General features: G+C 66.4%; 16 protein-coding genes and 1 pseudogene. 9 read left to right on the top strand and 8 right to left on the bottom strand.

Annotated features, from left to right (window positions below; translation table 11 throughout):
* Nucleotides 1-502: 502 nt before the first annotated feature.
* On the bottom strand, nucleotides 503-3,661 hold the full coding sequence (locus tag OG584_RS30745; protein WP_405782722.1) for a Tn3 family transposase: 3,159 nt from the start codon (nucleotides 3,659-3,661) through the stop codon (nucleotides 503-505).
* A 128-nt stretch (nucleotides 3,662-3,789) separates the two neighbouring features.
* Between OG584_RS30745 and OG584_RS30740 the strand changes: the two genes are divergently transcribed.
* The 4 genes from OG584_RS30740 (at nucleotide 3,790) to OG584_RS30725 (ending at nucleotide 6,205) form a co-directional block, all read left to right on the top strand.
* Nucleotides 3,790-4,695 (top strand): hypothetical protein, encoded by a 906-nt coding sequence (locus OG584_RS30740; RefSeq protein WP_405782721.1) that lies wholly within the window; start codon nucleotides 3,790-3,792, stop codon nucleotides 4,693-4,695.
* Nucleotides 4,696-4,701: 6 nt separating this feature from the next.
* Nucleotides 4,702-5,424 carry a hypothetical protein gene (locus OG584_RS30735; RefSeq protein WP_405782720.1) on the top strand — a complete coding sequence of 241 codons (723 nt, stop codon included), beginning with the start codon at nucleotides 4,702-4,704 and terminating at the stop codon, nucleotides 5,422-5,424.
* Nucleotides 5,421-5,894 (top strand): hypothetical protein, encoded by a 474-nt coding sequence (locus OG584_RS30730; RefSeq protein WP_405782719.1) that lies wholly within the window; start codon nucleotides 5,421-5,423, stop codon nucleotides 5,892-5,894. Before OG584_RS30735 ends, OG584_RS30730 begins: the two co-directional genes overlap by 4 nt.
* 110 nt (nucleotides 5,895-6,004) lie before the next feature.
* Entirely contained in the window at nucleotides 6,005-6,205 is a 201-nt protein-coding gene (locus OG584_RS30725) for a hypothetical protein (RefSeq protein ID WP_405782718.1), read from the top strand.
* A gap of 154 nt (nucleotides 6,206-6,359) precedes the next feature.
* On the opposite strand, the gene OG584_RS30720 is transcribed toward OG584_RS30725, so the two are convergent.
* On the bottom strand, nucleotides 6,360-6,524 hold the full coding sequence (locus OG584_RS30720; protein WP_405782717.1) for a hypothetical protein: 165 nt from the start codon (nucleotides 6,522-6,524) through the stop codon (nucleotides 6,360-6,362).
* A gap of 158 nt (nucleotides 6,525-6,682) precedes the next feature.
* On the opposite strand from OG584_RS30720, the gene OG584_RS30715 reads away from it, so the two are divergent.
* From OG584_RS30715 to OG584_RS30705, 3 genes are all read left to right on the top strand, one after another.
* Nucleotides 6,683-7,603, top strand: coding sequence for a hypothetical protein (locus OG584_RS30715; RefSeq protein ID WP_405782716.1), 921 nt, complete (start codon nucleotides 6,683-6,685; stop codon nucleotides 7,601-7,603).
* Between the two features lie 86 nt (nucleotides 7,604-7,689).
* Entirely contained in the window at nucleotides 7,690-8,949 is a 1,260-nt protein-coding gene (locus OG584_RS30710) for a hypothetical protein (protein WP_405782715.1), read from the top strand.
* Between the two features lie 154 nt (nucleotides 8,950-9,103).
* Nucleotides 9,104-9,358: a hypothetical protein gene (locus OG584_RS30705; RefSeq protein WP_405782714.1), complete on the top strand. Its 255-nt coding sequence runs from the start codon at nucleotides 9,104-9,106 to the stop codon at nucleotides 9,356-9,358.
* Between the two features lie 10 nt (nucleotides 9,359-9,368).
* Here OG584_RS30705 and OG584_RS30700 read toward each other — a convergent pair whose 3' ends face one another.
* From OG584_RS30700 to OG584_RS30690, 3 genes are all read right to left on the bottom strand, one after another.
* Nucleotides 9,369-9,968 (bottom strand): hypothetical protein, encoded by a 600-nt coding sequence (locus OG584_RS30700; protein ID WP_329325011.1) that lies wholly within the window; start codon nucleotides 9,966-9,968, stop codon nucleotides 9,369-9,371.
* A 222-nt stretch (nucleotides 9,969-10,190) separates the two neighbouring features.
* Entirely contained in the window at nucleotides 10,191-10,712 is a 522-nt protein-coding gene (locus tag OG584_RS30695; RefSeq protein ID WP_405782713.1) for an endonuclease domain-containing protein, read from the bottom strand.
* A gap of 412 nt (nucleotides 10,713-11,124) precedes the next feature.
* Nucleotides 11,125-11,439, bottom strand: coding sequence for a hypothetical protein (locus OG584_RS30690; protein WP_199583923.1), 315 nt, complete (start codon nucleotides 11,437-11,439; stop codon nucleotides 11,125-11,127).
* A 310-nt stretch (nucleotides 11,440-11,749) separates the two neighbouring features.
* Between OG584_RS30690 and OG584_RS30685 the strand changes: the two genes are divergently transcribed.
* Nucleotides 11,750-12,415, top strand: a complete 666-nt coding sequence (locus tag OG584_RS30685) for a restriction endonuclease (RefSeq protein ID WP_405782712.1) — start codon at nucleotides 11,750-11,752, stop codon at nucleotides 12,413-12,415.
* A 182-nt stretch (nucleotides 12,416-12,597) separates the two neighbouring features.
* Here the strand turns inward: OG584_RS30685 and OG584_RS30680 are convergent.
* The 3 genes and pseudogenes from OG584_RS30680 to OG584_RS30670 all read right to left on the bottom strand — a co-directional run bounded on the left by OG584_RS30680 (nucleotide 12,598) and on the right by OG584_RS30670 (nucleotide 13,746).
* A pseudogene (locus tag OG584_RS30680) lies at nucleotides 12,598-13,010 on the bottom strand (hypothetical protein).
* 39 nt (nucleotides 13,011-13,049) lie between these two features.
* Nucleotides 13,050-13,364, bottom strand: a complete 315-nt coding sequence (locus OG584_RS30675; protein WP_405782710.1) for a hypothetical protein — start codon at nucleotides 13,362-13,364, stop codon at nucleotides 13,050-13,052.
* Nucleotides 13,365-13,410: 46 nt separating this feature from the next.
* Complete coding sequence (locus OG584_RS30670; RefSeq protein ID WP_405782708.1) at nucleotides 13,411-13,746, bottom strand: hypothetical protein; 336 nt, start codon at nucleotides 13,744-13,746, stop codon at nucleotides 13,411-13,413.
* A 199-nt stretch (nucleotides 13,747-13,945) separates the two neighbouring features.
* On the opposite strand from OG584_RS30670, the gene OG584_RS30665 reads away from it, so the two are divergent.
* Complete coding sequence (locus OG584_RS30665; RefSeq protein ID WP_405782706.1) at nucleotides 13,946-15,187, top strand: hypothetical protein; 1,242 nt, start codon at nucleotides 13,946-13,948, stop codon at nucleotides 15,185-15,187.
* Nucleotides 15,188-15,247 lie beyond the last annotated feature (60 nt).

The raw sequence follows: 15,247 nt of genomic DNA, 5'->3' as shown, positions 1-15,247 counted from the left end.
GCCGGCCTCCGGAGACTTCGCTCACGCCGACCACCGCTCCCAAGTCACCGAGAGAGTGCTTGCGTCGCGCGGTGTCTTTCAGTAGTCGGACACGGGAATCAAAGAGTTCCTATCTCATTACGTGAGTCGGATCACGCGGTACACGGCAATACAGTCGCGCGGACCTCCGGGACTGGGAGACGCGATTCGCCCGCTTCGACTACCCCCCGCCCGAACCACCTGCGCCTCATCCTCCGCGGCGGCAGCCCGCACCGTGCGAAGGCTCTTCGTGCCCGAGTTGTTCGATCCAGAGGACACCGGTGGGGCAGCCGAGGCTGCGACGACGAAAATTGCTGAACCGTGTGATAGCGCCTTTCGCTGCAGGTCAGAGGGGTCCCTCGTCCGCCTCCGTCATGTTTCCTACGCTGTGGTGACCGAGAACCCACGGAAGCTGACGCCGTTTCCTTGGCACTTCACGCAGCTGTGGCAGGGCTGCGTGAAGTGTGGTGGGCGCGGCTGCGGGTCAGGTGGCGTTGGTGTTCTCGCCTGTCGTGTCGTCGGGTCCGTCGTCAAGGTCCTCCACGGCCCGCATGGAGCTGTCGGAGAGTTCGGGCATCTCGAAGGCGTAGCGGCCCTTCATATGGATGTGCCGATAGAGGAAGGGAGACAGACTCCGGACGACTTCGTCGGGAACGGGCCGCAGGTGGTCGGCCTTCTTCGCGAGGAACAGGTCGATGTAGGCGGTGTTGAAGAGTACGACCATGTTGACGATCAGCCCGAGTGCGCTGAGTTGTTCCTCCATCCCGGTCTGGTACCGGTGGATGCGGTCTTCGGTGCCGTGGTAGATCTTCGCGGCCAATTCGTGACGCTGGCCGTGGCGGCTGCTCTGCGTTTCGATCTGACGGCGGTATTCGGGATTGTCGATGAGGTCCAGGATGTGTGCGGTCTTGAAGATCTTCCCGTAGTGGGCGAGGGCCTTGCCCAAGGACGTGGGGGTGCCGTTGCGGACCACCATGCGGATCGCGTCAGCGGATCGCACGCGCCCGAGGTGGACCGCCCCGACGAGACGGAGCATCTCGTCCCAGTGCCGTGCGATGAGCGCGGTGTCGATCTTGTTGCGAGTGGCGTGCTGCAGGGGGCCGTAGTCCTCGCCGGAGGCGGTGTCCATGCGGGCGAGGGTCATGTCGGTGATGTCGGCGGCCGTGGGGGCGTAGGTGTAGCCGGAGAGCGCGAGCAGACCGAAGATGATCTCTTGGTGCGGGCCGCCCTCCGCAACGATCTTCTGGGGGTGCTGGCTCCGGGTGCTGGTCGCCTTGAGGGCGCTGGTGCGGCGGTCGTTGAGGACGTCGAGTACGTGCAGGCAGGTGTGGGCGGATCCGGCGACGACCTCGCTCCTGAGGCCCATGGCCTGCCCCGACAGGAGGGTGAGGTGGGTGACGTACGCGGCGCCGTGGGGAGACAGGCGGGCCTGGATGGCGCCCGGGGGCGCGACCATGCGCTGGCCCTCCACGGATGCCATGTGGCCGCCGTTCCATGCCGCGGCGACCGCCAGCTGTGACTGCCGTGCCAGCAGGCGGTTGTTCAGTGCTTCCAGGCGATCAGGTCGCAGGAAGTTATCGATGACATAGGTGATGTGCCTTCTGTGCAGTGCCGGGACATTGCCGGCGACGGCCTCGACGCCGACGTTGCAGCCAAGAGCGACCAGGGCGGCGGACAGGGTGATATCGAAGTCGCGTTGGCGTGGGGTCTCACCGCGCGGTGTGGTGAACACCTCGGCGCCCCGGGTCCACGTGAGAACTTCCAGGATGAGTTGGGGAAGGTCGCCCTTGGGCAACCAGCTCGTGAGTTCCGTGCTCACCTTGCGCAGTCGGGGGTCTGGCGGAAGAGGCGCGGTGGACAGGACGAGTCGGCCGCCGTCGCCGATTTGGAACTGCCGGTCTTTCGGCAGGCGCTCAGCGATCGCACGGGTCTTGGTGTGGAGTTCGTGGCCCAGCCGCTTCAGGTGATCGGCAGCGCCCAGTGGCAGCCCCAGGCTCCTTGCTACCGAGGCCCGCAGCGCCGCCCACTCCTCCGCCGACGGCAAACCCGCTTCCGGGTTGCCCCACTTCGATGCACCTTCGACGAAGATTTCGCGGCGGATGATGCGGGAGTAGAACCGCTCCACCACGCAGAAGGCGTAGGCGGCGGTGTCGACTGTGTCGGGCGCCAGGTGCGGCGCACGGAGTGCCAGCTCTTTCCACGACCCGGTCAACAGGCTCTCGTCGACCTCGGCGCGGCTAATGGCGGGGCGGTCGATCAGTTCGGTCAACGACCACAGCGCATCCAGGACTCGACTGGCTTCCGGCGTGCCAGGCCGGTACGCCAGTCCCTGGACGATGTGCGGCAGGTATGTCTTGAGGAGATCGATCCGTTCGATCATTTTGGCGCGACGCGCCTCTTCCGAGTCCGATCCCATCGCCGGCGCCAGTTCGCCGGCCACCGTGACGGCCGCCTCGAACGCGGCCAGGTCCTCACGCTGGTTGAGGAATTCGCTCAGCGTCATGGTGTCCGCCACGGGAGGGTTGATCTCGCCTGTGGCGGTGTCAACCTGTTCGTGTCGCGCGGCAAGCAGATCCTTGCCGACCTCCCTCATAACGGCCGCAGCGTAGGCGAGGTCGGGGAAGCTCGCCGATCGTTCCTTGTCGGTCTTGCGTCGCGCCCTGCCGATGAGGTCATTGGCGATCAGGTGCACCAGCATGTCGACGGCGTCGTCTGCGGCGGTCTCGGTCAGGCGGCCAACTGCGGCCACCGTCGCCGCGCGTCGCTTCGTCCTCTGCGCCTCGTGGTCCGCGGCGAACCGGGCGAGGTGCGCCAGGCGTCGCGGGGAGAAGGCCCGGGGGTCCACAGGAGGCAGCCTCAGCAACTGCACCGCATTGTTCCGCTCGAAGGCACGCTCGAGGTTCGCCCAGGCTGGCTTGCCCGGCCCGCGCTGCAGTTCAGCCAGCAGTGACTTTCGCCCCTCGTCCGGGACTGCGGTCAGGCCATCGAGTTCGGACAGCCGGTCCGCGTGCGGGGCCAGGAGCGCCTGCCACATCTTGAGGTCGGCTTCCCCTCGTACCGTTCGGACTAGGTCGGTGAGGGTGCGCTCGCTGGGCAACTCGACACGCTCTTCCCGCAGCCAGGCGACTGCGCGCCGCAGGAGCGCCCTGACTCCCTCCTCCGTGTATGTGGCGCGCGACACCAGCATGCTTGTCAGCGCTGTCTCGCCCTTGTCGTACGGCTTCCAGCGACAGGCCGACCTGATCTCCTGTGCATGACGCCGCGTCAGCCCGTCGTGCGTGCCATACGTGGCCAGGACGGCCATGCCGTCGCTGATGTCGAGCTGTGCCGCCACATGTTCTACGACCGGCCGCGGCAGAGAAGCGATCTCCTGCGGTTTGGGGAGCCAGCCCAGGGCCCGCAGGCAGGTGAGCTGGATGGCGAAGCCCAAGCGGTTCTGCGGCCCGCGTTTGGTCAGGGTCAGCTCGACCTCGGACTCGGTGAGGTCAAAGAGAGCTAGCAGGCCCTCCGGCAGATCTCCCTCGGGAATTGACGGGTAATCCCGGCCCAGGGGAAAGCTCGTGCTGGTGCTCATCTTGTACGCCTCACTGCAAATCCGACTACAACTACGTGCAGATTCAAGGCATGCGGTACGGCCAGTCAAACGGCTGCGCCAGCGGTTCAGCGCTTAGTACACGGTTCTGCAAGATTCGTCGTCGCAGGCATTTCGCCTGGTCCGATCCGGCGAGAGACCGCGCGCACGGCAGCAGGGGCCGCCTACGGTCCCCGGCCATGGAGAACGTATGGATCGAGCCGGACAGGACCACCGATCCCGGCTACACCGAGGATCAGCTCAGACGCGCGAGAGCCTGCGCCGAGACGGACCTCCGGGCATCCCGGGCACAGCTCACGGCCCGCTTCGGTCTCGGTGACATCTGTGCCGAGATCGCCGACCGTGCGCCGTTGGACGCAGCCGCCGCCCTGGAACAGCTGGCCCAGCAGCTCGGGTACGCAACGGAGACGCTGGAGACATACCTGCGGGTGACGCGCCTTGCAGGAACCGCGCTTCGCGAACGGCTGCTTGCCTCCGCCGTTCATGTCCCGTGGAAGTGCGTGACCACCGCTTGCGTCACCGACGCCCAAGAGCGAGCCCGCCGCGTCCAAATGCTGACCGAACGGCTCGACAGTGCCGAGCGGGCCGGGTGGCCCGTTTCGCTGGATGCGTCACAGTTCCGCCTGGCACTGGGCCTGGCGGGCGGGACTGAGCCTCCCGCAGAGATTGTGGTCCAGCTCGACCGAGATGAGGTCCGCGAGGCCGTCCTAGCCGAGCTGACCAAGAGTCCGGCGGCAGTGCTGGCCGTGCTGCGGGAACCGGCCGTGCGGGAAGTCCTCAAGGACCAAGACGTCGCGCGCTACGTCCGCGCACAAATGCGCCCGGCCCCCAGTGCGGACGAAGCCCTGCTCGACGAGCTCGTCGGCCGTGAGGAACGCGACCCGCACGCGGACTGGACCATCCGCTACTTCGGGCTGGTCCACAAGGCCAGGGAGATCTTGCTACTCGGCCCCGAGGACTTCGTAGACGTGAACGACCCCGACGTGTGGGAGTCCGTCGAGTCCATCCGCGACTCGGTCACTTCCTGGGCCGACCGGGTCTTGCAGCAGCGTCCCCGCACCATCCGACTCCTGACGGGAAAGTAGAAACCCATGCCCAGTTCAGCTGGCCGCTACTCCAACACCGTGCGCGACGTCCTCGACCGTGAAGCCCTCCGCTGCATTCTCGCCGGCGGGAACGAGAGCGAGCAGTTCACCCGCCTCCAGAAGGCCGTCCGATCGAAAATCAAAGTGCTGTCCGCTGACTACCACGCGGTGTTCGACCGCGCGGTCAAGACGATGTGCACCACCTCCTTCAACAAGGTCACCAAAGAGATCCGACTCGCCGCCCTGGCCGGACCACCCGGCGCCACGCACACCGAACCAACCCTCCAGGGCCCCAGCTGCGGAACCACTCCCACCGCCCCGGACGATCCCAGCGTTCCGGGCCCACGCGCGGGCGCCACCGACGACCAGGTCGTCGCGAAGGTCGTCCTCGGCGAGGGCGGCGAACTGACGGAGAAGACCGCCCGGCAGCTCGTACTGCACGACCTCGACCGCATCATCGAGGTCCTGCCCCCTCTTGCCGAACGCGACTTCAGGGAGGCCGACCGGCTCGACCAGCAGGCCAAAGAGTCCACCCAAGGAGCAAAGAGGCACCGGGCCCGCGGCAACCGCATCCTCGCCCTGGTCAAACGCTACGACCGCCTGGTCGCCGGCATCGACAACCTCCCGGGCATCTTCACCGTCGCCGACCTGCTCACCGAAGTCGGACCGCAAGCTCTCGGCCTGGACGAGGACGAAGCTGAACTCCTACGCTACGCAGGCGCCCTGTGACCGAATCCGCGTGGCACAAAGAGATCAAAGGGTGGGGTGTGGCCACCGAGATTCCAGTTGCCAACCGCCGCGCCGACTGTCAACTGCGTTGCGGCAAAAGGGCTGAAGTGCAGGCCCGCCCGCTGCCAGACGCTGAAGTCGCCGGCCGAGAGGCCCACGCCGACCTGTGGATCCTGGACTGCCGTGACGCTCATCGCGCGCACCGCCTGACAGTCTGGGACGACCCGCAGTTCGGCACGTTGTTGCGTTGGGAGCGGGCCTGGCAGGGATTCGCCGTGGCCAAGAGGCCCGTCATCCTCAATCTCGCGCTCGATCTCCGTACGGGTCACGGCACCTTCCTGGAGGTCACCGGCTGGGCCTTCAACGGGCACCGGGCCACAGGCACCGGACGGATCCACACCGCCGCCGCGCTCCGGTCCTGGATGCGCTACGGCCTCACTTCCACCGGCGACCGGGCCGCAGCGCGATGAACCCGTACCCACTCCCCCGCCCGCGTCATCGCACCGTCACCATTGAACTCGACGGTCTCCTGCACCAGTTGCCCGCCGAGTACCACCCAACCGGTCCGCTCGTAGGGCACATGGTTACCGCCCCGGCCTTCCATGCCAAGTCCCCGTTCGGTGAGTGCCCCGTACCCGTAGCCATACCTCTACACCGTCCCACCGCACGCACCGACCCGCGGCTGATCGTCGTAGATGACCTGTCCGAGGAGTGGGTCATGGGCTTCCGAGTCCACTATCAGCAACAGCCCTACCGCATCACCGGGTTCTACCCCGAGTAGCCCCCAGACCCCGCTACGCCGGAACTGCCCTGCGCTGTGGAGTGCGCGCTCCGTGTCTCCTCGCCACGAAGCTGCAGCCCTCTACTCGTAGCCGGGCCGCCACGGAGATGCCGTGCCCGGCAGGCCCGGACGCGGCATCTCTGTGGTGTTCAGGTCAGCACGAGGCGGCGGACATGTGGGCCAGGTGGAGCAGCTCGCGGACCAGCCCGCCGGCCAACGTGGCAGAAGCGGCGTAGAACGCCGCCTGCCCGAGGCCCTGGATAAGTAGGCGGCGTGCGCGTCGCCGCTTCGGGACGGGACGCTGCGTACGGTGGGACATGACAGTCTCCGTTCAGGGGATGGGTCAACTGCCCCCGCACCGCGTGTTCCTGGCAGAGCCACAGTGCGGGGGCGCATTTTCTGCTGGCCACTAGCCTCATGGGGGACGTGCGCTCAATGCAGCTTCCGGGGTTCGAATCTCGATGTAAGTTCGGCTCCGTGAACGGGAATCGGACCACCACGTGGGTCGAGGGAACCTCAGCCGATCTGGTTGCGGACGCGCTCGCGCTGGGCGTGAAAGCAAGTCCGAGGATGGTGATCTCCTGGATCGAGGACGGCCTGCTTGCCAGTCCCGAGCCGCGCAAGACCAGCGCGCACGGCAGCGATCCGCGAGCCTTTCCGCCCGAGCAACGCGAGTTGTTCACCCGACTTCTTGAGGCCCGGGAGCGCTCTCCGTTGGGACGTATACCGCAACGCTGCCTGGTCCGCGTCGTGTTGTACCTGTGGCTGATCGACGACTCGATCGTGCTCACCTCTCAGGCTCGGCGAGCCTGGCGTACCCATGCGCGCGCCGCCGGCCAGACGACCGCCATTCGGCGCGGCGAGAACGTCCGCGCCATCGTCGAGCAACTTGCCCACCCCTCAGCCACCCTCAAGCAACGGCGCGCCGCCCAGCTCGTCCTCGAGGAGGGCGAGCGGACTGGGCGGATCGACATCGCCAGGCTGACGGCGGTTCTCACGGAGCTGACCTCGCCGTGGATCGGCCATCCGGGCAAACCGAGGATCGAGCGAGCCCTTCCTGGCCCCTTCGGTCCTGTCCCCGTCCAGCACCGCATCGCTGCGTGGAAGGCCCGCGAGCAAGCAATTCGCCTCCTCCGGCACGAGGAGATCGACGAGACCGAGCTCGACAGGGTGCGCGCCGTCTTCAGGCCGGAGTGGGCTGACTACCAGGCCCGTCGACCCGCCATGGCGACCATGGGTGCAGGAGAGTTCGCGGCGTGCTTCACAGAGCCCGACACCATAGAGGGCCGTGCGATCGAGGCGGTCGATGCCTTCGTGGGAACGCTCGCTGGGGAACTTGGGCTGATCGAAGCCGCGTCCCATGCCGCAGAGACGGCACGCCTCAAACTGACGCGTTGACTGCCCACAACCATGATCGGCCGGAAAAGTCCTAGTGATTACGCGATCTGGTGCAGTGTCAGTGGCGGTTCCTAACCTGTTGAGTTATGGCGAACGGCGTGTGGCACACCGGCTATCACATCAAGATCGAGTTAACGCATGCGGACCTCGGACACCCGGACCGTCCCGACTTGCTCGACGAGATCACCCTGCCGATCGAACATCGCGACCGTGAGTTGCTGCAGTGTCTGCAGCATCACGGAACCGGCATCTGCCGGGCCGAGGAGGAAGACCGTTCTCCGTGGATGACGATTCGTCGGCGCACTGTCGACGGGGTCACGACCCTGGTGGCCGCGCATCTGCCGGTGCGCACCAAACCGACAGCCGATGAGAGCGACAAGCACAAGGCGCTCAAGGAGCGGATCGCGCGCGCCGCGCACCGTCACGGCCTTTCCGCGCAGATTGAAGCCCGCAGCACGGACGGCAAGATACGCAATGATGTCCTGGTATCAGGGAGTGCAGGGCATATCGGATGGGAGGCCCAATACTCGCCGATCACGGCATCGACCGTTCGACGGCGTTCAACTGCCGCTGCAGACCGGGGGATCATGCCCTTATGGGTGACCAACGATGACCGGGCGGCCCTGATCGACCGGGCGCCCTGGGTGCGCGTGGATGACCTGCCCTGGCGGGCCATTGCCTCCGACCGCGCGATGCTCGTACGCGGCGGGGTGCGACATTTACAGGACTGGGCCTGCACGCCAACCGCTCAGAGACCCTGCCCGCTCAACGGCAGTTCGTGCGGTGGGCTACACGTCGCCTGGAGTTTGTCGGCGCTCTGCCTGCCACCCAAGCCCCACACCGGGGTCGACGCCCTCGTCGCAGCGAGTGCCGAAGGCGACTACGTGCCCATGAAGATCCCTGCCCAGCACAACCCCCGGGCCTCGACCCGGCTGTGGGCCCCGGCAGCCGACCGGGACCGCTGGCGCAACATCATCGGCGAGGACGAGGCGCTTCCCGACGCGGAACCTCCGGCGCAGGCGACTCTGACGTTCACCGAGGAAGATCTCGACTCCACCTGTCGCTACGGTGAGGACACTCGGGTCTTCGACGACCGGCGACCGCGCCGCGACCATGCTGACGCATCCGGCTTGCACACCTTCCCCGAGGTACCTCAGCGGATCTTCCGTATCCCCCGCCAACCTCAGCGCCTCAACGTCAGCCCCGAACAGCGCGCCGAAGCATCACGACGCTGCGGCTGTCGCGTCTGGCAGGTCGGTCCCTGTGCCGGCTGCGGCACACCAATTCATCGATACGGCCCAGGGTCCGCGCATGCCTGCGCCGACTGTCGACGGCGTGCGCGCTAGATGACGGCGCAGGACGTGGCCACCTCGAACCGCGATGGGAATCTCCCGGGACCACCGCGGCGGACCAGTCCCCGGCCGAGGAGCGTCCTCTCCACCGAGACCAGTGTCTTCGACGCCTTACGCACCGGAGTCACTGAGGGCAGCAGGAGGGATGATGGCGTTCAGGGCACTGCACGCACAGTGGGGAACCGTCTTCACCCACCTGGCAGATCTCGGTTGCGGGCACGACTGGGCCGCCATCTGGAGAGCCCGCCCACCAGCCCCTCTGTCCTGCGTCGAGTGCGGGCACACGATGTACGCGAAAACCTCGCACCACGGCCCACGCTCCAGGGGCACCCCCTGCGCGCTCGCTGAGGAGACCGTCCACCATCACCTGCCGGCGCACTTCCTGGCCGGACGCACGTTCTAGAACTCCGCCGTCAGATGCTGTTGAAGTAGGTACGAGTGCCTTGAACAAACTCGGTGCGAGCTTGTTGGAACTGGCTCACGACCCACGTAAAAGGCCGCTGATCGTGCTCGGTTACCCAGACGGGCTCATCCTCGTCAAACGTGGGGGTCCCACCAGGTAGCTGAAGCAGGTCCCCCATGTCGGCCAACCGAGCCGCCGGCGCTATGAGCCGATCTGGCCCTTCCAGTTCCAGGCGTGCCACCGCCTTGCGTAGACGCTCATACGCCTCAAAGGCGTGATCAAATGCTTCGTCCTGTCGCTGCTCAGCTTCCTGTCGCCCCGCGGCGGCCCGCGCCCTGACCGACTCATCCTCATCCGCTTGACCTTCGTAGATCATGCCCAGCCATGATGCCGCGCTGCCGCTGACATCGCATGATCGCTTCAACTCGTCCGCGGTAGCCAACACTTCAACGCACGCCGCGTGCTGGCTGGTCCGCCGCGCGTGCTCGAGTTGCGCTCGGCCTGCGGCGACTGCCGAGAGACGAGCCGCGCGGGCTTGAATGTAGACCGCAGGTACGCCGACAAGGGCGACAGCTGCCGTGACGCTGGAAGTGATCGCCTCTATGGACACATGTTGATCGTAACGGTGGCCACCAACAGGCCAGCGAGGTGCACCGTGCCTGGCCCCGTACCCGACCGTGAAGCTGACCTGGCCCGTCGCCGCGAGCACAAGGACGGCGAAGTCCAGTCTGTGCCCCGCGGCCTCGCCTGGCTCTGAGCAGCACGAGCGCTCGCCCGAGGAGCAGTCTGCGGCTGTTCTCGCCACTGCCAATTACGAGTAGGGCGTGAGGCTTTAGTCCTGCCTCATCCAGGTGAGGGTTCGCCATGTGAAGGCCGTGTACCTGACGCGCGCCCATCCTTCGTCGTCAGGATGGAGCTTGCGCACCTCGGTGCTTTGTGCTGGTGGGTTCTTGAGATAATCGTCGACGTTCTGCACGCGCCACCCATCCAGGCGGCCGCGCCGCAACTGGTTCTCGTAGTGGCCAAGCCTCACGTTGCAAGGCAGGCATAGCAGTCCGCGCACACACTTCGGACAGCCGGTGCAGCACGAGTGGTCGTGATCGACCTGCCACCAGATTGGGCCGTCGGCCGCACTGTCTCCCGGACTGTCGCCGCATATCGCGCAGTAGTCGTCTTGGATGCGCAGGATCGCATTGACACGTGCTAAAGAGAGCCGGAAGCGCCGCGCCTGGGCCACGGCCGGGCCGCACTCCAGGCACAAAGTCTTGCTGTACCGCTCGCCCTTGTACATGAACTCGTCGCATATCCGGCAGCTGCCGGGATCACCAGGGTCCCCGAACCATGTGCTCGTCACCGCGCCGACATTAGTGCTCGGTGCCGACAGCGCCGAGCAGTCCTGGGGGAGCTGAGGAGCGCATGCCGCTCGTGCGGGTGAGAGCACACGCGAATGGGGACGGCACAGTCGTTGCTGCCCACCCGCGCTGGCCGCCGGGGGCGCGCGCAGCAGATGACGCTCTTAGTCGACGTGCGCGGTGGTGCTCGGCGTCGGTACTCTGCTCCCAACGGGGGGACCACGGGTCCTGGTGCCGGGCGTCCCCAGCCGCACCAAACGGGTGTCTACTCGGTGCATTATCCGGCCTGGGAGAACCGAAGCGGCCCTCGCCGACGGTGTCCTACCCGATTCGCTTCAACAATCACTGAAGGCCAAGCAAACTGGTCCCTGTCAGAAATGGCAGGAACCAGTTTGCTGGCCTACCTGAGTGGGATCAGTGGTGGCCGGAGAGGGCTATCAGCACCAGCAGGATGATGAAGAATGTCGTGCCTGCGCCGGCCGCCGCGACGGCGGTCAGGGGCGTGATGATCCGGCGGTGGCCGCGTACGCGAGTCCCGTCGGCTCGGTAGTGGGGACGGACGTAGGCGGTCGGGGTGCCGGCGGGGATGTGCCGGACGGGGCGACGGCGCGGGGCCGTAGTGCGACGTCGGGGGGTGGTAACCGGCGCGGCTGTACGCGGGCGGGCCTTGCGGTTGTGGGCGCGGACGACGACGCCGTCCTTGCGGACGTATGAGCGGACACGGGGCACGGTGAGGAGTCCTCGCTGTGAGAGGGGGGTGGTCAAACCCCCGGGCGGGGCCGGGTGTTCCTCGGCGCAACATTCGACGTTAGCGGCGCCCACTGACAATCCGGTCGCAGCCAACTCGCTCACAATGCAAGCGGGTTAAGGCCGCAGGGCCATTTTCGGCCGGTTGATCTCGTGGTGCGTCGGGCTGTCAGTGCCAGGTGCTCTCATAAAGGTGTAGCGAGGATCTGCGACAGTGAGGGGGAGCTGTGCCCGGACACCGGGAAGATGGCAGGGACCTGCCGCGAGGGCGCCAACGGTCGGGGGAGGCGCAGTGAGCCGCCGGCGCCGCGGCGGCGATGAGGAGCTGCTGGTCGCCCTGGGCCTGCTGGTCGTGGTCGGTCTGGTCCTGGTCAAGGTCGGCCAGTGGGTGTGGGCGCACTGGTGGGTGCTGGTGGTCCTCGGTCTGGTGGCCGCCGCGACGCTGGCCGCGTGGTGCTACCGGAGGATCGACCAGATCCGTTCCGCGCAGCTGCGTGTAGATGGCCTGACCTACTCGCTCGGCCAGATCGACGCGATGCACCACAGTGCCTTCGAGCACGCCATACGCGATCTGCTGGCACGCGACGGGTCACGCGACGCTCTGCGCTGCGGCGGCTGGGGTGACCTCGGCGCCGACGTGAAAGGGCACGACCCGCAAGGCCGCTACTGGGTGATCCAGTGCAAGCACCGACGCAACGGACTGACCGGATCGGCAGTCGGCACACCGGATCTGCAAACCCTTAACGGCACCGGACGGCCCGTGCACAAGGGCGACGTCGTCGTGCTGGTGACCAACGGCCGGGTCTCGGCCCCGGCGCAGCAGTTTGCCCGCCAGCAGCGCCTGCACCTGGTCGACCGGCACCTGCTGGAGCAGTGGGCCAGGGGTCGCCGGCCTTTATGGGAGCTGCTGCCTGCACCGCGCAAACCGTCCCGGCGCGGGCCGGCGACTCGGCTCTGAATCCCGGCCCTTGTCCCACCCGCCCCACGCATGAGAAGGCCGACGCCATGGAACACGGCGTCGGCCTTCATGGGTGTAGGTTCTCACTTTCGATGTCAGGCGCCGGCGCTATGGCCTGGACGTTCTCCCCTCCAGTCTCAGGACGTGTCGGCAGGCGGCTGTCTCAGATCGATGTCTTTTCCTCAGACTGCCCAGCCTAATGAGCCTGCATCGGCGGCCGTCCGTTCCATCCACTTCCGCACCTTCACTGCTTGCTCGATGCGGTTGACGATGTCCTTCTTGGACGCCGTGTCCAAGGTCTCCGAGATCTTGTCGAAGGTGTCGGGAAGGACATCGAGGAGACCCCAGATCTGCTCGCCGGTGCTGACGGTCAGCAGTTGCTGGCACCTCGACTGCAGCGGCCCCTCGGGACGGTGCGTGAGGCGCTGCACGAGTGTCGGGAACAGGTAGTGCGTCGCTTCTGCGGCGAGGTGCTCTCGTAGCCAGTCGACCGGGAGCCTCGCTGGCTGAAGCCATGCATGGCGGCCTCCTGGGCCAGGTCCAGGAGCTGAGCGGTGTCGACGGCTCGGACGGTGCGGGGAAGGGTCGGGGTCATGTCGCGATGATGCCAAGAAGCCAGTGCGGCGCCGACAGGTCAGCTGGGCCGGGATGCGATCTGCTGACGGGCAAGGCCCCAGACGTCCTCGAACTCCTCGAAGGTGAGTTGTTCGGGGTCGTGGCCTTCCCATTCCGAGACGGGCAGCTCGGCGGTGATCCCGAATCTGCTGTCGTAATCACCGAGGCGGCCTGCGTCGCGGGTCCGCTGCCACTCGGCGAGGGAAGCAGCTGCGAGCGGGATCAGTTCTGGCCCTTCGAGTTCGACCTGCCGGATCACCCAGCCTTCGGCGTCGACCTCGAAGTAGAACCAGATGTCTTCCTCGTCCCAGTAGCAGCGCACCCATGTGGTCACCAGGCCATGATGCCGGGCCAGAGGCGCCGCCCTACTCCGCTCTGTCTCATGACTGGGCGATGAATCCTGCGGATCGGTCGAGCTGGAAAGGAGAACCGACCCGGGTTGGATCCCAGCCTCGATCCCGTGCCTCTCGAATGCTGACAACAACGTGAGCCGGATGAATGGGCTCCGCCTCGACGCCCACCCAGTTGCTGGGATGGGCCTGGCCGCTGGTGACGATCAAGGTCGTGCCTGGCTGGCTGCCGCTGGCTGCTTCCACCGCATAGGTGAGCGGTGTCCAGCAGAGGCCCTGCATGTAGGAGGGCTTCCTGCGGATCCGCCAGCGGTACTCGATCCCGTCAACGGTTATGCGCCGGGAAACCTTCTTATTCAGCGCCATCTTCGCCTCCTCCGCTGTGAGACTCTGCTGTGTTGCCGCGGTCGCGAAAAGCAGATTGCACGCGAACGTACCGAACGTTGTCGCCGACAAGCGTCTTCGGGACTACGGATGGGTTGATCAGCCCATAATTGGAGTCAGTGCCGAGCGACCCGGCGCATCGCACCCGCCCCGGGTGCACTCACCGCGATCGGAGAGCATCGTGAAGAACAGCCCGTTGTGGCGAGTGGTTGACAACGAGAGTGGTAGCCAGTCCATCGTCAGCACGCCCTCCGAGGCGGTCGCGTTCGTCAACAGCCGGTTCGACACCGATGACGACGACGAGCCGTTCAGTATCACCGAGGTCGGTCCTCTCCTTCCGAAGCCGCTCGGGGTCATCACCGCATGGGCCGCCGAGAAAGACGGCGAGCGAACCGACGGGCGTACTGCCCCGATCACCATCAGGCCGGTTGTGACGGACAACGCCGGCGAGTGCGATGACGTAGTGCTCTGGCGCGACGTGTACGTCTCCTGGGACCACGACATGTACACCGTCGAGGAGCCGGACAGCTCCGAGTACAGCCAGGCTTACAGCGCTGCCGAGTTGAGCGCGATCCTCGACGAGTACGCCGACGACTACGAGTACGCGCCTGAAGGGCCCGACAGCCACAGGTGGCCGAAACCGGAAGAGTTGATCACCTACGGCGCCCAGGAGTGCGCCAAGCGGTTCGGGCACCTCGACGACGACGCCCTGCTGTGGCTCGCTGCCACCCGCATCACGCTCGCGGTGTGGCGCAGCACACCCGTCGAGAACTGGCATGCCGGGAAGAGTCCGCTCCACGACGGCACAATGATGCGGATCAACACGGCAACCACCCGACTCGTGCGCTCGCTGCTGTCGTTCGACCATGTCGACTGGATCGGTCTCGGTCTCGCGATCGTCAACCCGTCCCGGGTTCTACCGACCGGGCAGTCTGTTCTCGAGCTCGGGCTGGCCTGCCACAATCCTGACGACCCGGCGCACGAGGCTGATCCGCGCGAAGAACTCGCGGAGATGGCACAGAACGCGATCGCTTGGGGCCGAGCGTACTGCTTTCGCGAGAAGACGTTCGGCCTGCGAACCCTGATCGAATCCTTCTGCGCGTCCGACAACGGCTGGTTCGGAACACCGAGTTGGGGGCGCATCGTCGATCGGTTCACTACGGCTGTCGACGACCGGGAGAGTGCGCACTGGCACGTGCACCGAGACAAGCCTTGGTTCGACGAGTGGTTCACCAACCGCCCGGTCGACATTGCGGACACCCCGGAATTTCGTCGACTGCTCCTGGCCGGGCCCGACCTGCTGTCCGAGGAGGCCGCCGAATGGTGCGTGGATGGTGCCATCGGCTACGTCTGCCGGGACGACCACGCGAACGGCTGTCTGCAGTGCAGCATCCCGCTGGCAACGGAGTCCCCCAACGAGTAAACGTGGGCACCAGTGTAGAAAAGCAGCAACCCACTGACCGCGCTCTTTCTTGCCTACTGC

Source organism: Streptomyces sp. NBC_00859, from assembly GCF_045161865.1.
GTDB lineage: Bacteria > Actinomycetota > Actinomycetes > Streptomycetales > Streptomycetaceae > Streptomyces.
The sequence above is the reverse complement of the archived record's forward strand: the minus strand, read 5'-3'. Positions and strand labels throughout refer to the sequence as shown.